We start from the raw sequence: 20,256 nt of genomic DNA, 5'->3' as shown, positions 1-20,256 counted from the left end.
AATGCCAAGCCAAGCCTGTTCGCAGGTGCGGAAAAACAGCCGGCAAGCCCTCAATCAGGCGGTCAGTTCGTGAATGGTCACGTCCGGACAGACGGATCTGGCGATGTAGCAGAGATGGCGGTGGTGGGTGAGATAGATCACCTGGCCGACGGAGGCCATGCCGGCAAACAGCCGGAAGGTTTCCTCGGCGCGGAAATCGTCGAAGGTTTCCATGATGTCATCGGCGATGAACGGCACTGTCTGGCGGGTGGCGGCGAATTCATGGAAGCCGGCGACGCGCAGCGCCAGGTAAAGCTGGAAGCGGGCGCCCTTGGACATTTCCGCCGCCTGTTTCGAAGTGCCGTCTTTCTGGATGGCGATCAGCAGTTCGCGTCCCTTGTCGCGCCCATGGTCAGGCTGCGAGGCAAGGCCGGTGTAGCGGCCGCGGCTGATGGTGCGGATGGCTTCCGATGCGCGCTGCATCATCGAGGAGCTGTGGCGCTCGCGGTAGAGCGTCAGCGCCTGCTCCATGGCGATGACGCCGGCCGACAGCCTGAGATAGCGCTCGGCGCCCTCGGCAATGGCGAGCAGGGTGGTCTTCCGCTTCTGCTCGATGCGGGCCACCGCATCGTCGCCGCCGACGGCGTTGATCGCGTCGGAGGCGCGGGTGCGGGCGGCAAACAGATGCTGGATTTCGGCGTCGAGTGTTTCGAGCGACGCTTCGAGTTCCTGCTTTTCCGCGTTAAGTTCTGTGGCGTCGGCGGTTTCCAGCCGGGAGCGGGCTTCGTCAAGCGAGGCGACGCCGAGCGCCTCGCAGAGTTCGTCCGCGATCTGGCTGGTCCGTTGCCCCAGTTGCCTGCGCTCGAGCGCCTGGTCGGTCCTCAGCGCCGCGTCGGGCAGCGAGTCGGCGCCGAGCGCCTCGAGCATATGCGCCTTGCGGGCGGCATGGGCCGCGCGGGTTTCTGCATGGGTGCGCTGCCGGGCCAGCGCCTGTTCGATCTGCCGGGTGAGATCGTCATGGCGGGCGTTGGCTTTCTCGGCCATTGCCAGCCGGTCCGCCAGTTGCCGGGCAATGGCGGCGGGCGGGGTGTCGCGAGTGTCGAGGCCGGCCTCTGAGGCGGTTGCCTGAAGTGCTGCGGCATAGTCGGCCTGATCCCGCTGCATCTTGGCGATGCGGTCGGCGAGGCCATCGCGCTCGTGGATCGCGGTTGCCAGTTCGGCAAGCAGCGGCAGGGCCTCGCGGACTTCCGCGGCGGTCGGGGCCTTCGCGGCGTTGCCAAGCCAGCTGCCGTCGCAGGCCTGCTTCCAGGCCAGCATCCAGGCCTGCGCTTCGGCTTCGGTGTTCTCGACATCGCGCTGCCGCCGGGCGAGCATGCGCTCCTGTTCGGCCAGTGCCTGGCGGTAACCATCAAGCTTCGCTTCCCGGCTGACGAGAGTTTGCGCGCGGGCGAGCAGCGTCTCGAGGTCTTCGTCCGGGCCGGCCTCCGGGTCGAGCGGCGAAAGCGCCCGGTGCAGCCGTGCAGCGACGGTCCGCCGGTCCTGCTCGGCGATTTCCAGCGCGCGGACGTCGGCCTGAAGCGCGTCGTCGGCCCGAAGAACCTGGTCCCTGCGATCGAGCCACTGCTGCAAAGCCTCGGGCGTCATGCCGGCGGGCAGGGCGGGTGAAAGCTGCCCGATAGTGGCGGCGATCCGATCGCTGAGATCGGACAGTGCCTTGTCGATGCCGGCCCGGGCGGTCTCCGCGCCCTCAAGGCCGGCCCTGGCGATGTCCGATTGCATCGAGATTTCGTTGAGCCTGGCGACCTCGGAGAGATGCGCGGCGCGCCTGTCGGCGGCCTCGTCATGGGCATGCATGGCGGCTTCAAAGGTTGCTGCGGTCTCCGGATCGAGCCTGGCCTTGTGGGTTTCCCAGGCCTTGTCGCGCACGGTGCGCAGCGCCTGCGTCTGAGCGTTTGACGGCAGGGCGCCTGGCCGGGTGATGGCGGCAGCCTCCGCCTCCAGCCGCTTGAGCGTCTGGCCGTGGCGGGCAATCTCCTCGTCGGTCGAGATGCGTTTCCGGTCGAGCTCCTCGATGCCGGATTTCCATCCGCGGATTGTTTCTGCCGATGGCGGCAGCATGGCGCGCAATTGCCCGGTCTTGCCTGTCCACGGGGTCAGGGTCTCGATCAGCGCACGGCATGTCTCGCGCGCCGCCGCCACGGTGCGGCTGGCGGTCAGGCAGTGCTGGTCGTGGTTGTCATTGCGCAGAAGCGCGAGGATTTCTGCGAGCGCCGCCATCCGGCCTTGCTGGAGCCCGGGTGCGCCGGGCTCCGGTGCTCCGCCTGCCGAGAGCAGATGTGCCTGCGCCTCGTCGCGGTTGGCAAGCGCGTCGGCGGCTTCCTTGCGGGCGGCGGCAAGCCGTACATCGAGGCTTGCACGGGCGTCGATCAGCTCGCGGAGGGCGGCTGTCCTGGAGGTGTCGAGCAGCAGCTCGGCGGCGATTGAGCCGGTCGGTTGCCCGAGGCGGGCAAGATACTGCTCGATCCGCCCGTCGATGCGGTCGAGCGCCGCGCGGCGCTCCGGCAGATCTTCGCCGGCAGCGTCGTGGCGGGTGCGCAGCCGGGCGAGTTCGCCGAGGCGGTCCTGCAACGCCAGCATCGTGGCATCGACATCAAGTGCATCCCGCTCCGCGGTCAGCCGCTCGATCTCGGCCTCCAGCGCAGCGCCCGCGGCTTCAAGAGCGGCCTCCTGCTCGCCGAGATCCCGGACCTGCTGGCGCCATTCGGGGGCAACGTCCGGCAGGTCCGAGAGCGGTTCGAGGCCGGCCTGCAGCCGCTCGAGTTCGGCGAGGCGGGGACGCGCCGTCAGCAGGCGGTCAATTTCGGTCAACCGCACGCGGAGTCGCTTGCGTTCGCCGCCGGCCTCGTCGTGGCGGGCCTTTGCCTCTTCCAGCTCCTTGCTCAGTTGCGCAAATTTGCTGGCTTGGGTGTCGATCCGGTCGCGCTCGGTCTTCAGTTCGGCAAGTTCGGCCTTGAGTTCACCAAGGATGCGCTTCTGGGCGCGGGGCTTGTAGAAATCCTCGGTCTCGGTGCGGATCCCCGAAAGCCGCTGGGAGAGGTCGCCCAGTCCGGCGCTGGCCGAAAACAGCAGTTCGCCCAGATCGCCACGGCTGGCGAGGATGCTTTCGCCGCCCTGTTCAAGGCTTTCATCGTCGAGCGAGAACATGGTCAGGTAGCTGTCGCGGTCGAGCCCGCCGAGGCCTGAGAGCAGTGCGCCGTCGGAGACGGGCTGGTCGCGGCTATCGAGCAGGCTGTTCTGCTGGCGCTTGATGCGGACGAATTCCTGCGTCCTGCCGTCGATTTCGATGGCCGCGCCGATCCGCATGTTGGGGTAGGGGTGCAGGAAATTGTAGCTGCTTTGCGCGCCGATGCCGAACAAGAGGTCGAGCCAGGCGCTGAACAGGGTCGATTTGCCGGCCTCGTTCGGGCCGTAGACGATGTGCAGATCGCAGCCGCCGGCGGCAGCCGATCCGAAATCGATCCGGTGATCGGTGAACTTGCCGTAGCGGGTGAGGTCAAGGCGATTGAGGCGCATCAGGCGGTCTCGCCGCCGGTGGCGTGGCCTGGCTGCAGCCGGGCCAGCACGTCGTCGGCGCCCTGGCGGGCAAGCTCCAGGCGCCGCGCCCTTGTCTCGGCCTCGTCGGTGCCGAACATATCTCGAAGATCGGTCGGCAGCTGCGCCTGCAAGGTTTCGGCCACGGCTGCCAGCGCGGTCTCGTAGGCGTCGGAGCCGAGAATGGCGTCCTCGATCAGGGCCCTGAGTTCATGCAGCGGGTCGGTCGCCGATGCTTGAACCGTTCGCGGCGGCGTACAGCCGATCTCGATCTTCTCGATCCAGGTGCCGCCGATCTGCGCGGCCCGTTCCTCGGCCTCGGCCATCAGCAGATCGACATCGCGGCGCATGCGCCAGGCGAGCGGGGTTTCGCCGGAGACCGTGAGCCGGACCACGAGCTGCTGAGCCGATGACCTGGAGCGGGCCGGTGCCAGCGCATCGGTGAGCGCGCCTGCGAGATCGCTCCATTCGGCGAGGCCTGTGGCGTCGACGGTGACCCGGGCAAACTCGGCGAGGGCGGTCTGCCTTTCTTCAAGGCTGACCGCTCCATCTTCGCCGATCGACACGAGCGTCACCGATTTGGGGCCGTCCTCGTTGATGTCGCGGCCCTGCGGCATGCCGGGCATGACGATGGTTGCCGAACCGGTGACGACCGAGCGCTTGTGGATGTGTCCCAGCGCCCAGTAATCATAGCCGGTGGCTTGCAGTTCGGCGGGGCTGCAGGGCGCATAGGGATCGTGCCCGGGGGCGCCGCCGAGGCTTGTGTGCATGATGCCGATGTTGATCGCGTCGGGAAGGGCACGGGCGTATTTCGGAAGCAGGCTTTCCGGCGCTGTCGGGCTGGCAAAACTCAGTCCATGAACAGCGACCGGCTTCTCGCCCGCGCCGCGTTCGATCAGCACATGCTCGGGGCTCCTGCCGAACAGCTTGACCAGATCGGGCAGCACCAGTTCGCGGGATATGCGCGACAGCGCGTCATGATTGCCGCGGATGATGAAGGTGCGGACGCCGGCGGCGGACAGGCGGTTCAACTCGCTGGCGAGAAACCGGGCGGTCTTCATCGAGGTCTGGTCGCCATCATAGAGATCGCCGGCGATGATCAGGGCATCGACGCGCTCGGTTATGCACAGGTCGACAATATCGGAGAGCGCCTGCCGCGAAGCCCCGCCGACCAGTTCGGCCAGCTCCGGATTGCGCAGGGCGAGCGACTTGAGTGGGGAATCAAGATGGATGTCGGCGGTGTGAATGAAGCGGAAGCCGGCGATTGGTATGTCCTCCGGCTTTTCCCGGATTGCTGTTGATGAGGCGAGGTCAAGCCATAGCACAGTCTACCGGCGCGTCGGCAAGCTTTTCCAAAGCAGGAAGGCCGTCCTTTCGGGCGGCCCTCGAGTTTGATCAGGTGCGGCTGACGGTCGGTTGCGGGATGGAAATCAGGGCGCCCGGCCGGTCTTGCCGGTGACTTGCAGCCATTTGCCGCCATGGTCCGGCGCCTGGATCTTGCGAAAACTCATCTGCGCAGACTGGACCGGCATCACTTCGTCATGGAGATTGTCGAGGACATAGTCGCCATCGCGGGTTCTGACCACCAGCACCGTGTGCGCCTCGCTGCCGGCGTAGCCCATCGTCAGCAGCAGTTGCGAAGGCTTGAAACCAATGCGCAGCAGCCTGGCGCGCTTGGCGAGAGCGAAATCCTCGCAATCCCCCGAGCGTGCCTTTGCCGTCCAGAATTCCTTGCGGCCAAAGGCGGTCTGGTCGGAGGCTGCCTTGATCGAGCGGTTTACCTCCCGGTTGACGGCATTCAGGATGTTCTTCCGGGGCGGCGGCAGTGTGGAACCGGCGGAGCGTCCACCGCAATCGAAGGCATTGCGCGTGCAGTATTCAACGTGGCCGTATGGCCGCGTGGTCTGCTTGCCGGTCTTGAGCCATGTAGAGGCAATTGCCGGCGAGAGAAACGTAAACAAGGCCGCCAGCATGGCGAGCAAGAAAAGGGGTGCGCTCATGATTACCGCTGAACTCCTTGTTGATCGTTGCTGATGAGGCTTTCTGCCTCGCCTGAATCGATAAGAGGCGAAAAAACACTGTTGCGCAAGCCTTGCCCCAGGAAACTGCTTTTCTGTGACTTGTTGTGTCGCGATCCGATTGACTGAATTTGTAAGTAAATTGATTAAACATTAGTCACTGTGTAATAAATGGCGAATTAGTGGGCAATTTCCAGTCTCTGGCACATGCAATCCGGGCTGTGAACTATAATAAACCGTTAATGTCCGCCCTCCGTCGCAACTGGCAAGGCGTTTGCATTGATGACCTCCGTGGACACGAACAGCACGGAGGCTGACATGAAATTTACCACGAAATTGCGTATCGCAGGGGCGGCAGCACTTTTCACATCAACGATTCTCGCACATTCGGCATATGCCGCGGACGACACGATCAAGGTTGGTGTTCTGCACTCCCTTTCGGGCACGATGGCGATCTCGGAAACGACGCTCAAGGACACTGTGCTGATGCTCATCGAGCAGCAGAACGCCAAGGGGGGCGTGCTGGGCAAGAAGCTTGAGGCCGTTGTCGTCGACCCGGCATCCGACTGGCCGCTGTTTGCCGAGAAGGCGCGCGAACTGCTCACCGTCGACAAGGTCGACGTGATGTTCGGCTGCTGGACCTCGGTGAGCCGCAAGTCGGTGCTGCCGGTGATCGAGGAGCTCAACGGCCTTCTGTTCTACCCGGTCCAGTACGAGGGTGAAGAATCCTCCAAGAACGTCTTCTACACGGGTGCTGCGCCGAACCAGCAGGCCATTCCCGCGACCGACTATTTCCTCGAAGAGCTCGGCGTTGAGAAGTTCGCGTTGCTCGGCACCGACTATGTCTACCCGCGCACGACCAACAAGATCCTCGAGCAGTACCTCAAGGACAAGGGCATCGCTGCCGAAGACATCTTCGTCAACTACACGCCGTTCGGTCATTCGGACTGGTCGAAGATCGTTGCCGACGTGGTTGCTCTTGGCGCCGACGGCAAGAAGGTCGGCGTGATCTCGACCATCAACGGTGACGCCAATATCGGCTTCTACAAGGAACTGGCCGCCGCCGGCATCTCTGCCGACGACATTCCGGTCGTTGCCTTCTCTGTGGGCGAAGAAGAACTCTCCGGCCTCGACACCACCAACCTCGTCGGTCACCTGGCCGCCTGGAACTACTTCCAGTCCGCCGATGTGCCGGTCAATGCTGAGTTCATCAAGGAATGGAAGGCGTTTGCCGGCGAGAAGCGCGTGACCAACGACCCGATGGAAGCCACCTATATCGGCTTCAACATGTGGGTGCAGGCAGTCGAAGCCGCCGGCACCACCGACGTGGACAAGGTGACCGAAGCCGTGGTCGGACAGAAGGTTCCGAACCTGACCGGCACGATGGCCGAAATGCTGCCCAACCATCACCTGACCAAGCCGGTGCTCATCGGCGAAATCCAGGCCGATGGCCAGTTCGATATCGTCAGCCAGACCGAGCCGGTTCCGGGCGACGCCTGGACCGACTTCCTGCCCGAATCCAAGGTGCTGGAATCGGACTGGATCACCCTGAAGTGCGGCATGTACAACACCGACACCAAGACCTGCGTGCAGCTCAATTCCAACTATTGAACCCTGCAAAGGGAAGGGGGCCTTGTGCCCCCTTCCACCCCTTCAACCGGTCTTGATTTCCCATGCTCCGCATCATTTTCCTTCTCCTTGCCGCTCTGCTTGCATTCGCGCCCGCCCACGCGCAGGACGCCGATCTCAATACCCTGCTCGAGACACACCGGGCGAAGATCGAGAAGCCGTCGCGCACGACCATCGGGCCGGTGCTCGACGCCCTGGTCGCAAGCCAGCTGCCCGGCGTGGCGGTCTTTCTCGAGAAGTGGCGGGAAAAGGAGTTGTGGCAGCGGAAATCGGATGGCCGGTTCTTCCTTGTCGAAAAGGCCGACGGCGGCAAGCTGATGCTGATCGATGTCGGCACCGGCGAGCAGGCCGGGCTGGCTGACAAGGCCGACCTCGACAATCTCAAGCCCAACAGTGGCGTGCGCGGCGTTATCGCCGGCGCACTGGTACAGTTCCAGCTCTCCGATCCGGACCCGGAACGGCGGCTGCAGGCACTGACGGCGCTGGAACGGGATCCCGATGCCTCGCATCTGGGCATTCTCAGGGCGGCAATCGACTCCGAACCCGACCCCGCCATCAAGGCGCGCAAGGAGCGGCTGCAGCGGCTGCTGACCATCCAGTTCGGCAGCGACCAGGCAAACCGGGTTGCCGCAATCGAGAGTTTTGCCGGCGATCCCGGCGTCGATGCGCGCGCGGCACTCAATCCGCTACTGGCGACCAGCATCAAGGTGTTCGACACGGCACCCGAAGGCGTCAATGTGGCGAGGCTGCTGACACCGGGCAGCGATATCGAGCCTGACATCGCCTACCAATTGCTGGTCGATGCCGGCAAGGCGCGGCCGATCGTGCCGTTGGCCGACCGCAAGCAGGCGCTGATCGACAATATCGAAAACGGCCTGGTGGCCGGCATTCCGGTCGCCGAACTGGTAACCCAGAGCGCCCGCGACCGCGCCTATCTGGCGCTTGCCGGCAATGGAACCGTGCCGCCGCTGGTGACCAAGGAAGAGCAGCGCCAGGCGCTGGCCGATCATGTGTTCGCGGAAGTCTACGCGGAGCCGGATCCGGTGCTGACGACGGCCGCACGGGAAACGCTCGCCAGCATCAGCGGTACGGTCGGTTTCTACCAGTTTGTCGATCTGGCGCTCGACGGGCTGTCGCTGGCGTCGATCTACTTTCTCGCGGCAATCGGGCTTGCCATCACTTTCGGGGTGATGGGGGTGATCAACATGGCGCATGGCGAATTCATCATGATCGGCGCCTATACCGGCTACGTCGTGCAGCAGTTCATCCCGAACTACACGGTCTCGATCATCGTGGCGCTGCCGCTGGCTTTCGCTGTGGCGTTCCTGGCCGGCGTGGCTCTGGAACGTCTGGTGATCCGCTATCTTGCGCACCGGCCGCTCGAAACGCTGCTCGCTACCTTCGGCGTGTCGATCGCGCTGCAGCAGGTTGCCAAGAACATCTTCGGCACCCAGGCTCGGCCGCTGACATCGCCGTCCTGGCTCGACGGTGCCTGGGTGCTCAATGACGTGGTGTCGATCAGCTATATCCGGATCGCGATCTTCGTGCTGGCGCTCGCCTTCCTCGGGCTCTTGCTGTTCGTGCTCAACAAGACCCGCCTCGGTCTCGAAGTCAGGGCGGTGACGCAGAACCCGCGCATGGCCTCGTCGATGGGGATCAATCCGGACCGGATCAACATGCTGACCTTCGGGCTCGGCTCCGGCATCGCCGGGATCGCCGGGGTCGCCATCGGGCTGTTTGCGAAAGTCACCTCGGAACTCGGATCGGGCTACATCGTGCAAAGCTTCATGACCGTAGTGGTCGGCGGCGTTGGCAACATCTGGGGCACGCTGGCCGGCGCCGGGATGATCGGCTCGCTGCAGAAGCTCATCGAGTTCTTCAATCCGTCCAACACGCTGGCGGCACAGACCTACATGATCATCTTCATCATCATCTTCATCCAGTTCAGACCCAAGGGCATCATCGCGCTCAAGGGCCGTGCGGCGGGGGACTAGACCATGCAACGCTCCCTGTTCGCCCGGCAGCCCTCGGTGCTGGTCTTCATCGGTCTTCTGGCGCTGTTCACCATCGTGATCATCATCCTGTCGGAAGGTTTCGGTCTCGGCATCGTCTCGACGAGCTTCATCAAGATCCTCGGCAAGACCCTGTGTCTCTGCTTGATCGCCATCGCCATGGATCTGGTCTGGGGCTATTGCGGCATCCTGTCGCTCGGCCATTTCGCCTTCTTCGGGCTCGGCGGCTACATGATCGGCATGTGGCTGATGTACGAGCGGACCAAGGACATCGTCATCGCCTCGCTGTCGGGAGGGGAACTGCCGGCAACGCCGGAAGAGATCACCGAGGCGATCGGCACGCAGATCTTCGGCGTGGTCGGCGGGGCCGAGATCCCGGTGGTCTGGTATTTCGCCGACAGCCTGTTTGCGCAGCTCCTGCTCGTGGTGCTGGTTCCGGGGCTTCTGGCGCTGGTGTTCGGCTGGCTCGCCTTCCGCAGCCGGGTGACGGGCGTGTATCTCTCCATCCTCACGCAGGCGATGACGCTGGCGCTGTCGCTCTACCTGTTCCAGAACGACTCGGGGCTGAGAGGCAACAACGGGCTTTCGGGATTGCAGAACATTCCCGGCCTGACCGAAGTGCCGCAATCGGTGGTCTCGGTGTGGTTCTTCCTGGCTTCGGCCTTCGCGCTGGGGCTGGGTTATCTGGTCGCCGCATGGGTGGTGTCGGGCAAGTTCGGCAATGTCATCCGGGCGATCCGCGATGACGAGGCGCGCATCCGCTTCATGGGCTACCCGGTGGAGGCCTACAAGCTGGTGGTGTTCACCCTGACCGCGGTGATCGCGGCGATTGCCGGGGCGCTTTACTATCCGCAGGCCGGCATCATCAATCCGGCGGAAATTGCGCCGATCGCCTCGATCTACCTGGCGGTCTGGGTAGCGATCGGCGGCCGCGGGCGGCTCTATGGCGCGGTGATCGGGGCCGCGCTGGTGTCGCTGTTGTCCTCCTGGTTCACCGGCGGGCAGGCGCCGAGCATCCCGCTCGGCTTCTACACGATCGACTGGGTCGACTGGTGGCAGGTGCTGCTCGGGCTCGGCTTCGTGCTGGTGACGCTGTTTGCGCCGAAGGGCATCGGCGGGCTGTTTGACCGGCTGGTCAGGAAGGATGCTGCATCGTGAGCGCGCTTCTGGAAGTGACTTCGATTTCCGTTTCGTTCGACGGGTTCAAGGCGATCAACAATCTGTCGTTCGAGATCGGCGGGCAGGAGCTGCGCGCCATCATCGGACCGAACGGCGCGGGCAAGACCACCTTCATGGATATCGTGACCGGCAAGACCCGGCCCGACGAGGGCCGGGTGCGGTTCGGGGAACCGCAGCTCGATCTGCTCAGGCTGTCGGAAAGCCAGATCGCGCGCGCTGGCGTCGGCCGCAAGTTCCAGCGCCCGACCGTGTTCGAGGCGCAAAGCGTGCGCGACAATTTGACGATGGCGCTGAGCAACGACCGGCTGCCGTTCGCGGTGCTGCGCTACAAGCCGAGCAAGGAAGACGATGGCAGGGTGTCGGCGCTTGCCGAGGAGATCGGCCTGTCGGGGGAACTCGACCGGACGGCGGGCGAACTCTCCCACGGGCAGAAACAGTGGCTCGAGATCGGCATGCTCTTGGCCCAGGATCCGAAGCTTTTGCTGGTCGACGAGCCGGCGGCCGGGATGACGCTGGGCGAACGCGAACACACCACCGACCTCTTGCGCCGGGCGGCCGAAACCCGCGCCGTCGTCGTGGTCGAGCACGACATGGAGTTCGTCCGCCGGCTCGACTGCAAGGTGACGGTGCTGCACGAAGGGTCGGTTCTGGCGGAGGGGACGCTCGATCACGTCACCGCCAATTCCGACGTCATCGATGTCTATCTGGGGCGCTAGAAAATGCTGAACGTTGAAAACCTCACCCTTCATTACGGGCAGTCGCAAATCCTCAAGGGCATCTCGCTGAAGGCCGATGTGGGGCAGGTGACCTGCGTGATGGGCACCAACGGCGTTGGCAAGACCAGCCTGCTCAAGGCGATCTCCGGCGTGCATCACCGCTCGGGCGGGGACTATTCCCTGGCGGGCGAGGCGATCGGCAAGCTGCCGGCCTACCAGCTGGCGGCCAAGGGCGTGGGCTACGTGCCGCAGGGCCGGGATATCTTCCCACTGCTGACGGTCACGGAGAACCTTGAAACCGGCTTTGCCTGCCTGCCGCGGTCGGAGCGAAAGATCCCCGATCATATCTATGAGCTGTTCCCGGTGCTCAAAGACATGCGCAACCGGCGCGGCGGAGACCTGTCGGGCGGGCAGCAGCAGCAGCTGAGTATTGCCCGTGCGCTCATCACCCGGCCCAAGCTGCTGCTGCTGGATGAGCCGACCGAGGGCATCCAGCCCAACATCATCCAGCAGATCGGTCGGGTGATTGCGCTGCTGCGCGACGAAGGCAAGATGGCGATCGTGCTGGTGGAGCAGTATTTCGAATTTGCCTATGGCCTGGCGGACCGCTTCTGCGTGATCGAGCGCGGTGAGGTGAAGATGTCCGGCGACCGGGAAAGCCTGAGCAAGGAAACCCTGCGCGAGGCCGTGTCGGTCTGAAGTCCCGACCTTGGCCCAGATGCACAGGAATTGTGCGAGTGGCGTGGTTTGCGGGCTGAGCCTGCCCATCGCAAATGCAGTGATCCCAAGGGTTTGAAGCGAAAGCGGTGTGAATGCCGGCCTGACGTGACCGCAAGCAACTGGCACGGTTCCTGCATTGTATTTGCCAGATCCAGAGGGGATCGCACAAGACGCTCGATAAAGAGTGCTTCGACAAAGGCCGCCAGACAGGATGCCGCTGATCCCGGATGTACGGAGAGCGCCCTGGCTGGCGGTCTTTTCACATGCCGGGCTGGAGATCGCTGAGTTGCGCCTCTCCGGCGACGGACCTTGCTTGAGACCGGGCCTTTCTTGCAGGCAGTTTGCGATCAACCACCCAGTCGGTTGTTGCTGCGGCGATCCAGATCGCAAACAAGGTGACCCATGCGGTCAGGGCGAAGATGCTTGCGCCGGTGACGCCGGCGCCGACGGCGCAGCCGCCGGCCAACATGCCGCCAAACCCCATCAGCGCTGCGCCGGCCAGATAGCGGCGCATCGAACCGCCGCCCTCAAAGCCTTGCAGCTCCAGCTCCCCTGTCACCAAAGCGGCGATGAACGCGCCGATGAACACGCCGGGGACCAGACCGACATCGAAATCGATCATCGAACCGGGCTCCGAGAGGAACAGCATCAGCGTGTTGGCTGACGGTCCGGTGAAACTCAGAGCTTCCAGTTGCACCGGCTCGAAGGCGATAGTGGTCATCGATTTTGTGAACCACCAGGCCAGCGGAATGCAGGCGCCAACGGCAAAGGCGGTGATGGTCTTCCAGAGTCCGATCTTGCGCCAAAGCGCCAGCGACAGGCTGGCGACAAGGCCGACCAGGACGAAGGTGAGGGCGATTATTTCGGAGATACCGAACAATGTCAGCAGATCGTTCGAACCGATCGACAGGGTTGTCAGCGGCGACGCCAGCGCATCGCGAAGCGGAGAAAGAAACCCGTGCAGGCTGGCTTGGGCGACGACTGCGAAGACAAGACCGGAAAGCAGGGCACGCAGGTTGCCGGTGGCCGAGAGCACCAAAAGCCTGGACGAACAGCCACGCGCCAGCACCATGCCGGTGCCAAACAGCAAGCCACCAATGGCCGCTCCCGAGAGGCTTTGCGGCGAAGCCAATTGACGGGCTTCGGTGGCGGTGAACATACCAAACGCCGACAGCAGCATGGTTCCGGCAATGGCTGTGGAAAACACGATCAGCCAGATCGCCATCTTGCCACCGACCTGGCCGCGGGAGAACTCGATGGCTGCGGCGCGCAGGCAGAACCGGCTTTGCTGTGCGAAGGCACCGAACAGCGCACCAATGATGGCGCCGCCGATCAACAGCGCGCCTTTGTCACCAAACCTGTCAGCAAGCCATTCGAGTTCCATTCCACGGCCCTTTTTAGACGCAATTTGCCTGATTTATGAGAACAAGCATTGACCTGGGTCAAGACAAAGGCAAATATTCATATAATTCTATATGGGAGAGAGAACATGGCACCGCTCGAACAGACGCGCCGCACATTCCTGCACACCGGCATGGCTGCAGCAGCCAGCATGCTGCTGCCGGCGGGGCTTTCCGGGGCCAGGGCATTCGAAATCGGCGATGCCGTTCTGACCAGCGTCAGCGACGGCAATCTGGTCCTGCCGCTGAGCTTTTCCTATCCGGATGCGCCGCAGGACGAACTGATCGCGCTTCTGGAAAAGAACGGATTGCCGACGGATTCGCTTCTGCCCGATTGCAACGTGCCTATCCTCAAGACATCCGACCGGCTGATCATGTTTGATGTCGGCTCGGGATCCAACTTCATGCCGTCGGCCGGCAAGCTTCTCGACAATATGGCCGACGCCGGCTTCGATCCGGCCGATGTGACCGATGTGGTCTTCACCCATGGCCATCCGGACCATCTCTGGGGCCTGCTCGATGATTTCGACGAGATCGTCTTCCCCAATGCCAGCTTCCACATGGGGCGTGCGGAGTGGGACTTCTGGCGCGATCCGGGGACGGTCGATGCCATGCCGGAAGAGCGCAAGACCTTCGCCGTGGGCGCGCAGAACCGGCTGGCCGTTCTCGAGGACATGATCAACCTGTTCGAGCCCGGCGCCGAAGTCCTGCCGGGCATTGAGGCCGTGGACACGTCGGGGCATACGCCCGGGCACATGTCGTTCATGCTGCACGGCGGATCCGAGCCGATGCTGATTGCGGGCGATGCGATCACCCATTTCGCCGTGTCGTTCGCGCATCCGGCGTGGCCAAGCGGCTCGGACCAGGATGCCGAGAAGGGCGTCGCCACGCGTCTCAGGCTGCTTGACCGGCTTGCGACCGACAAGGCGGCACTGGCCGCCTACCACTTGCCCAAGCCCGGCGAGGGCCGGGTGGAGCGCGACGGGACGGCTTACCGGTTCGTCGCCTCGGCCTAGGGTCAGGTCTTGCGGGCGCGCCAGTCGGCGATGAAGCTGAACGGCGTGCCTTCGACCAGCATGCCTAGCCCCATGCGGGCGCCCGCGGCGATCGAGATCATGACGATGGGGGCGGAGATCGCCATCACGGAAAAGGCGCTGACGCCCTGGCCGATGGTGCAGCCGAGCGCGAAGACGCCGCCGGTTCCCATCAGGAAGGCTCCAAGCAGGTGACGGCTGAGTTCGCGTGCGTCATCGCACGCCTCCCAGCGCATGTCGTCCGAACGAAATGCGGAGACCGCCGCGCCGAGGAAGACGCCGACGACAAGGCCCACGCCATAGTCGGGCAGTTCGCCGGTGACCGTGATGATCTGGAGGATGGTCTCGCCGACCGGCATGACGAAGGAGCCGGCCTCGATCTGGACCGGGAAGTAGGCAAGGGCGGCGTAGTTGCTGGTGATGACCCAGCCTGCGGCAATGCACAGGCCGATGACCATGCCGGCAACAAGCCGGGCGCGGTCGGCGCGGAAGCTTGCGGATCTGAATACCCACCACAGGCCGGCAAACCCGATTGCCAGGGCGAGCGCCAGGCTGATGTCGAAACCGATGGCGCCTGACAGGAGGGCGCCGGCCGACTGTCCGCCGAAGCGGCTCAGATCCAGCGAGAGCGGATCAAGCAGGGTTGCGCGGAGATGGGCGGTGACGCCGCGCTGGGCGGCGAGGGCCGCCAGACCCAGGCCGGTCAGGACCACCAGCGCCCGCAGGTTGCCGCCGCCGAGCCGCACCAGGGCGCCAAAGCCGCAGGTGCCGACGAGCGCCATCCCGACGCCGAACATCAGCCCGCCCACGATAGCGCCGGCAAGCGGCAGCGGTTCGGTCAGGTAGAAGGATTTCTCGATCGTGACTAGGCCCGCGGCACTGAGCAGTTGCGTGGCGATGAGCGCGGTGAAAGCGGCCAATGCCCAAGCCCGCAGGGGGGTGTCGTCACCCGCGTACCAGTGACGCTCCAGCGCCGCCATCGTGCAGAAATGACTTCGCCGCGCGGCATAGCCGATGATCGCGCCGACCAGGCAGCCCGAAAGCGCCAGCACCCACCCCGAATCCATCATGTCGGTCATCTCCTCCCGTTTGCCAGGTTCGAGCCCGGTCTTGTTACTCTGAACTTACGGCCACACCCAAGCCAATGCAAGCAATCCGGGAGCATCAACCCGCCCGGTTAGCCGGTTCGCACAGCAGCTCATAAAGCGAGGTGACCACCGCCGAGACTTCCGGACTGGTGATCGAATAGTGAATCACGCGGCCCTCGCGGCGGGTGCTGACCAAATGGTCGTAGCGAAGCCGGGCAAGCTGTTGCGACACTGCGGCCTGCGGCAACGACAGCAACTCCTCGAGCTCGGAGACGGATTTCTCGCTCTCCGACAGCAGCCAGAGAATCAGCAGCCGGGTTTCGTGGGACAGGGCCTTGAGAATGTCGCTTGCCTTGCGGGCCTGGCCGGCCAGGAGGGTAATGTCCTGCCCGTTGAAATCCTGACCTGACGACGGGGCGGTCATCACTGGTCCAGCTTTGTCATCATCTCGTCGACAAGCGCCCAGAAGAACTGGTCGCCGGGATAGCCGCGCAATCTTGCGATCTCGCGACCACCGTCGACCAGCACAAAGGTCGGGGTGAACCGCTCGACCGGAATTCCGGCGAGGTCGGCAGGGATATCGTCGTGAATGTTGACGCGGCGCAGCGGGGCGCGCTTGCCTTGTTCGGTTTTCGGCCAGGCCGGTGCGATTTCCTCGTTGAACCGCTTGCACCATGCGCAGCCCGGCTGCTCGAACATGATCATTTCGGCGGCCATGACCGGGGTCGTCAGACCCAGGATGAGGGTCAGTGCCACGACATAGAGTGAGGTCATGAGGCCAGTCCAATCACTGAAAAATAGTGATTGCAATATATATGCATTGTTGCATATCTTGCAATCGTATTCTGGTTTGTCCCGGAATGCGGGAGGCTCGATACCGGAATACAGGAAGCTGCTTGCTGCATGCAATTGACATGGCAACGGCAAGCCCTGCATGCACCGGAGGATTGTGATGGGGTGGTTGTGACGGGTCGCATCCGACTGTCAGCGCCACAGGGAGGACGTTAGATGATCGATGTCGGGTACGGGGCCGCGTTTCTGGCCGGTTTGCTGTCCTTTTTCTCACCCTGCGTGTTGCCGATCGTTCCGCCCTATCTTGCCTATCTGGCGGGCATGAGCTTCAACGAGGTGAAGAATGCCGATGCAGACGCTGTCGCATCGCGCCGTATCGCTCTCGCCTCGATTGCCTTCGTGCTGGGCTTCAGTACCGTTTTCGTGTCGCTGGGGGCGACCGCAAGCCTGATCGGCCAGTCGGTTGCGCGCTATTTCGATGTGCTGGCGATCGTCGCCGGAGTGTTGATCCTGTTGATGGGGCTACATTTTCTCGGCGTGTTCCGGTTTGCGCTGCTTTATCGCGAAGCGCGGGTCCAGGTTGAGCGCAAGCCTGCGGGGATGGTCGGCGCCTATGTCATGGGACTGGCCTTCGCCTTCGGCTGGACACCGTGTGTGGGGCCGATCCTGGCGGCGATCCTGTTCATGGCGGCCGCCAAGGAAAGCGCCGGGCAGGGCGCGGTGCTGCTGGGCCTTTATGCGCTCGGAATCGGCATTCCGTTTGTTGTCGCCGGGTTCTTCGCGAGCCGTTTCATCCGGTTTTCGACCCGAATCAAGAAACATATGGCTGTCATCGAAAAAGCCATGGGCCTACTCCTTGTCGTCACCGGTATCCTGTTCATGACCGGGCAGATGTCACGGATCGCGCAATGGCTGCTTGAGATGTTTCCCGCATTCGCTACGATCGGTTAGGAGGAATAAGATGATAAGACGTGTGATAATTGCGCTTGCAGCGCTTGCCGCCCTGTCCGTCCAGGCCTGGTCCTCCGAGATCGGCGAAGACGGACTGCACAAGGAGGACTGGTTTGCCCTCACCTTCCGCGATGTCGCAGAGGACATTGCCAGCGCCAAGGAGGAAGGCAAGCGGCTGGTGATGATTTTCGAGCAGCGCGGCTGCATCTATTGCGCCCAGATGCACGAGAAGATCCTGTCGGATCCGGAGGTTTCCGACTTCATCAAGGCCAACTACAAGGTCGTCCAGTACAACATGTTCGGCGACGAGGAAGTCACTGATCTTGACGGTGAAGTGCTGACCGAGAAGACCGCGGCGCGCAAATGGGGCTATGTTTTCACCCCGACCATGGTGTTTCTGCCGGAGGAAGCGCCGGAAGGAAAGACCGTTGCCGAGGCGGCGGTTGCAACCATGCCGGGCGCATTCGGGAAATGGACATTCCTCAACATGTTCAAATGGGTAGCCGAGAAAGGCTACGAGAGTGACGAGCATTTTCAGAAGTATCACGCCCGGATCATCAACGAGATGCGGGCACAGGGAAGGCTTGATGCAGAGTAGGCTGCGCAAGCCATACATTCAAGAAATCATATTTTTGCATTGATTGTGCGGTGAAGTATGGGTATCTTGGAATCGGAGTAGATCCGGACTGCTGTGTCCGGTCAATCGGAGGAGGGAACGCCAAAATGACAAGGCGAATGAAAATCACACTGGGGGCGATGGCGGCGGTTGCACTGTCGACTGCAGCTTTTGCGAGCGAGGTTTCGCCCGATGCGGTGGAGTTCACCGATGACGGTGTGACTGTATCTCTGACCGGCGTGGCAGGGGATCCTGCGGCCGGTGCGGAAGCCTTCAAGAGCCGCAAGCTGGGCAATTGTCTGGCCTGCCATACGAGTACCGATATGTCCAAGGAGCTTTTCCATGGTGATGTGGGCCCGTCGCTGGATGGTGTCGCCTCGCGCTGGGAGCAGCCGATGCTGAGGGCGATCGTGGTCAATTCGAAGCATGTGTTCACCGACGAAACCGTCATGCCAGGATTCTACTCGCTCAACGTCGGGCAGGACGTGGCCAAGGATTTTGTTGGCAAGACAATCCTGACCGCGCAGCAGGTCGAGGACGTTGTCGCCTATCTCGGTACACTCAAGGAATAAACTGGAGCAAGGGAGCTCGAAGCCAATGAAACTAACAAGACGCAATGTCTTAGGACTGACGGCGGGTGCGGCTGCATTCGCGGTCGCCGGTGCCCGGATGACTCCGGCTCTGGCCTCGGCGGAAGACGCCGAAAAGATGATCATGGAATTCACCGGCGGTGCAAAGCCGGGCGAAGGCAAGGTCTCGCTGAACACGCCGGAGATTGCCGAGAACGGCAACACCGTGCCGGTGTCGGTCAGCGTAGAAAGCGCCATGGAAGGCGACGATCTGGTGGAATCGGTCATCATTTTTGCCGATGGAAACCCGAGCCCGGCAGTTGCCACGTTCCATTTCACCGAAATGAGCGGTGAAGCACTCGCAACGACCCGTATCCGCCTTGCCAAGACCCAGAACGTCATCGCGGTTGCGAAGATGAAAGACGGTTCGGTCTTCATGGACAAGAAACAGGTCAAGGTAACCATCGGCGGCTGCGGCGGCTGAGGCAGGACAGGATTTACGAAAATGGCATCAAAACCACGCATCAAGGTGCCCAAGTCGGCTTCGGCCGGTGAGGTGATCACCATCAAGACCCTGATCAGCCACGAGATGGAATCGGGTCAGCGCAAGGACAAGGATGGTAATCCCATTCCGCGTCAGATCATCAACAAGTTCACCTGCACCTTCGAGGGGCAGAAGGTGTTCGAGTGCGATCTGGATCCGGCGATTTCCGCCAATCCCTATTTCGAGTTCAACGCAAAGGTGCCGGCCAGCGGGACATTCAAGTTCACCTGGCTCGATGACAACGGTTCGGTCTACGAGGCCGAGGCGCCGATCGAAGTCAAGTAACTTTGGGAGGGAGCCCGGGCGGGGGAGGTTCCCGCATCGGGAGTTCCCGGGAGGACGGAGAACGTTATGAAAAGACTTTTGATTGCCGGTGTCGTTATGGCGGCCGCATTCGCTGGGTCAGGTCCGGTCATGGCCGACCCGGTCGATGACACGCTCGAAATCGACGGTACGCCGATTGTAACCCGCGCAAAGGCGCCTGAGGGGCACCCGTTCGACGAGGTGTATTCGGGCTGGCTTTTCCGTGAAGCGGAAACCCGTGACGCGGAGCGCGATTCGATCGAAAACCCTGGCATGATCGCTGTCGAAGACGGCGAAGTGCTGTGGAACAAGGTTGAGGGCACCGCCGGCAAATCCTGCGCGAGCTGCCATGGCGATGCTGCAGAAAGCATGAAGGGCATCGGAGCCAGCTTCCCGAAATGGGATGCGGATTCAAAGAAGCCGATCAATGTCGAGCTGCAGATCAACAAGTGCCGCACCGAGCAGATGGGCGCGGAAGCGCTCGCCTTCAACAAGGGCGGCCAGCAGGAGCTGACGTCCTACATCAAGTACCAGTCGCTCGGCATGCCGGTCGAAATCGACCTGACGCAGGGCGACATGCAGGCCTGGTGGGAAAAGGGCAAGGACGTCTACTACACCCGCATGGGTCAGTTGAACCTTGCCTGCGCAAGCTGCCATGAGAAGGCCATGGGCAAGTTCATCCGGGCTGACCATCTCAGCCAGGGACAGGTCAATGGCTTCCCGACCTACCGTCTGAAGAGCGGTCTGACATCGCTGCATCAGCGTTTCCGCGGCTGTATCCGCGATACGCGGGCAGAACAGCCCAAGGCGTTCTCGGACGAGTTGATGGCGCTGGAAACCTATGTGACATGGCGCGGTACCGGCCTTTCGGTCGAAACCCCGTCGGTTCGCCAGTAGGCTTTGAATTTACCGGGGGCGTCTCGGCGCCTCCGGCCTCAGAACCCGGCGCGTCCTACAGGACCCGCATAGCCAGCGGTTTCGCTGGAGCATTACGCGATTACCGTTCTTCAGATCGGCATGACTTGAAGAGCTTTGCGTTAACGGTTTGAAATTAAATGAAAATACGGATTCTGGCATTTGCTGGAGCGAGATCGCTTGTCCGTTTTTCGCCCGAA

The 20,256-nt window shown here is 62.8% G+C and carries 19 protein-coding genes; 12 read left to right on the top strand and 7 right to left on the bottom strand.

The features are described from left to right. Positions 1 to 54: 54 nt before the first annotated feature. From O4H62_RS08745 to O4H62_RS08735, 3 genes are all read right to left on the bottom strand, one after another. Complete coding sequence (locus O4H62_RS08745; RefSeq protein WP_269387079.1) at positions 55 to 3,552, bottom strand: ATP-binding protein; 3,498 nt, start codon at positions 3,550 to 3,552, stop codon at positions 55 to 57. Further along, positions 3,552 to 4,895 (bottom strand): metallophosphoesterase family protein, encoded by a 1,344-nt coding sequence (locus tag O4H62_RS08740; protein ID WP_331284453.1) that lies wholly within the window; start codon positions 4,893 to 4,895, stop codon positions 3,552 to 3,554. The genes O4H62_RS08745 and O4H62_RS08740 overlap by 1 nt, the downstream gene beginning before the upstream one ends. Before the next feature lie 105 nt (positions 4,896 to 5,000). Then, on the bottom strand, positions 5,001 to 5,570 hold the full coding sequence (locus O4H62_RS08735; RefSeq protein ID WP_269387077.1) for a transglutaminase-like cysteine peptidase: 570 nt from the start codon (positions 5,568 to 5,570) through the stop codon (positions 5,001 to 5,003). A gap of 336 nt (positions 5,571 to 5,906) precedes the next feature. Here O4H62_RS08735 and urtA point away from each other — a divergent pair, with 336 nt between their 5' ends. From urtA to urtE, 5 genes are all read left to right on the top strand, one after another. Continuing rightward, a complete protein-coding gene (gene urtA, locus O4H62_RS08730; protein ID WP_269387075.1) occupies positions 5,907 to 7,199 on the top strand; it encodes an urea ABC transporter substrate-binding protein in 1,293 nt (430 codons plus the stop codon). Between the two features lie 62 nt (positions 7,200 to 7,261). Next, positions 7,262 to 9,211 carry an urea ABC transporter permease subunit UrtB gene (gene urtB, locus O4H62_RS08725; protein ID WP_269387074.1) on the top strand — a complete coding sequence of 650 codons (1,950 nt, stop codon included), beginning with the start codon at positions 7,262 to 7,264 and terminating at the stop codon, positions 9,209 to 9,211. Positions 9,212 to 9,214: 3 nt separating this feature from the next. Beyond that, positions 9,215 to 10,387: an urea ABC transporter permease subunit UrtC gene (gene urtC, locus O4H62_RS08720; RefSeq protein ID WP_269387072.1), complete on the top strand. Its 1,173-nt coding sequence runs from the start codon at positions 9,215 to 9,217 to the stop codon at positions 10,385 to 10,387. Further along, positions 10,384 to 11,124, top strand: coding sequence for an urea ABC transporter ATP-binding protein UrtD (gene urtD / locus O4H62_RS08715; protein ID WP_269387070.1), 741 nt, complete (start codon positions 10,384 to 10,386; stop codon positions 11,122 to 11,124). Before urtC ends, urtD begins: the two co-directional genes overlap by 4 nt. Before the next feature lie 3 nt (positions 11,125 to 11,127). Then, positions 11,128 to 11,823 carry an urea ABC transporter ATP-binding subunit UrtE gene (gene urtE, locus O4H62_RS08710; RefSeq protein WP_269387068.1) on the top strand — a complete coding sequence of 232 codons (696 nt, stop codon included), beginning with the start codon at positions 11,128 to 11,130 and terminating at the stop codon, positions 11,821 to 11,823. A 280-nt stretch (positions 11,824 to 12,103) separates the two neighbouring features. On the opposite strand, the gene O4H62_RS08705 is transcribed toward urtE, so the two are convergent. Beyond that, positions 12,104 to 13,228, bottom strand: coding sequence for a YeeE/YedE family protein (locus O4H62_RS08705; RefSeq protein ID WP_269387067.1), 1,125 nt, complete (start codon positions 13,226 to 13,228; stop codon positions 12,104 to 12,106). Between the two features lie 105 nt (positions 13,229 to 13,333). On the opposite strand from O4H62_RS08705, the gene O4H62_RS08700 reads away from it, so the two are divergent. Continuing rightward, positions 13,334 to 14,260 (top strand): MBL fold metallo-hydrolase, encoded by a 927-nt coding sequence (locus tag O4H62_RS08700; RefSeq protein ID WP_269387065.1) that lies wholly within the window; start codon positions 13,334 to 13,336, stop codon positions 14,258 to 14,260. 2 nt (positions 14,261 to 14,262) lie between these two features. On the opposite strand, the gene O4H62_RS08695 is transcribed toward O4H62_RS08700, so the two are convergent. The 3 genes from O4H62_RS08695 to O4H62_RS08685 form a co-directional block, all read right to left on the bottom strand. Next, positions 14,263 to 15,348, bottom strand: a complete 1,086-nt coding sequence (locus O4H62_RS08695) for a YeeE/YedE family protein (protein WP_331284452.1) — start codon at positions 15,346 to 15,348, stop codon at positions 14,263 to 14,265. A gap of 94 nt (positions 15,349 to 15,442) precedes the next feature. Beyond that, the gene (locus O4H62_RS08690) at positions 15,443 to 15,790 is read right to left on the bottom strand and encodes an ArsR/SmtB family transcription factor (protein WP_269387061.1); all 348 of its coding nucleotides are present in this window, start codon (positions 15,788 to 15,790) and stop codon (positions 15,443 to 15,445) included. After that, the gene (locus O4H62_RS08685; RefSeq protein WP_269387060.1) at positions 15,790 to 16,140 is read right to left on the bottom strand and encodes a transcriptional regulator; all 351 of its coding nucleotides are present in this window, start codon (positions 16,138 to 16,140) and stop codon (positions 15,790 to 15,792) included. The genes O4H62_RS08690 and O4H62_RS08685 overlap by 1 nt, the downstream gene beginning before the upstream one ends. A gap of 234 nt (positions 16,141 to 16,374) precedes the next feature. Here O4H62_RS08685 and O4H62_RS08680 point away from each other — a divergent pair, with 234 nt between their 5' ends. From O4H62_RS08680 to soxA, 6 genes are all read left to right on the top strand, one after another. Next, complete coding sequence (locus O4H62_RS08680) at positions 16,375 to 17,109, top strand: cytochrome c biogenesis CcdA family protein (RefSeq protein WP_269387059.1); 735 nt, start codon at positions 16,375 to 16,377, stop codon at positions 17,107 to 17,109. Between the two features lie 10 nt (positions 17,110 to 17,119). Next, complete coding sequence (locus tag O4H62_RS08675) at positions 17,120 to 17,707, top strand: thioredoxin family protein (RefSeq protein WP_269387057.1); 588 nt, start codon at positions 17,120 to 17,122, stop codon at positions 17,705 to 17,707. Positions 17,708 to 17,844: 137 nt separating this feature from the next. Beyond that, complete coding sequence (gene soxX, locus O4H62_RS08670) at positions 17,845 to 18,297, top strand: sulfur oxidation c-type cytochrome SoxX (protein WP_269387055.1); 453 nt, start codon at positions 17,845 to 17,847, stop codon at positions 18,295 to 18,297. Between the two features lie 25 nt (positions 18,298 to 18,322). Further along, complete coding sequence (soxY, locus tag O4H62_RS08665) at positions 18,323 to 18,778, top strand: thiosulfate oxidation carrier protein SoxY (protein ID WP_269387054.1); 456 nt, start codon at positions 18,323 to 18,325, stop codon at positions 18,776 to 18,778. A 21-nt stretch (positions 18,779 to 18,799) separates the two neighbouring features. Then, positions 18,800 to 19,123: a thiosulfate oxidation carrier complex protein SoxZ gene (soxZ, locus tag O4H62_RS08660; protein WP_269387053.1), complete on the top strand. Its 324-nt coding sequence runs from the start codon at positions 18,800 to 18,802 to the stop codon at positions 19,121 to 19,123. Between the two features lie 66 nt (positions 19,124 to 19,189). Further along, the gene (soxA, locus tag O4H62_RS08655) at positions 19,190 to 20,038 is read left to right on the top strand and encodes a sulfur oxidation c-type cytochrome SoxA (protein WP_430538397.1); all 849 of its coding nucleotides are present in this window, start codon (positions 19,190 to 19,192) and stop codon (positions 20,036 to 20,038) included. The last annotated feature ends 218 nt before the right edge of the window (positions 20,039 to 20,256 follow it).

Source organism: Parahoeflea alexandrii (assembly GCF_027214025.1).
Classification (GTDB): Bacteria; Pseudomonadota; Alphaproteobacteria; order Rhizobiales; family Rhizobiaceae; genus Hoeflea; species Hoeflea alexandrii_A.
This window is presented reverse-complemented; position numbering and strand designations above follow the sequence as displayed.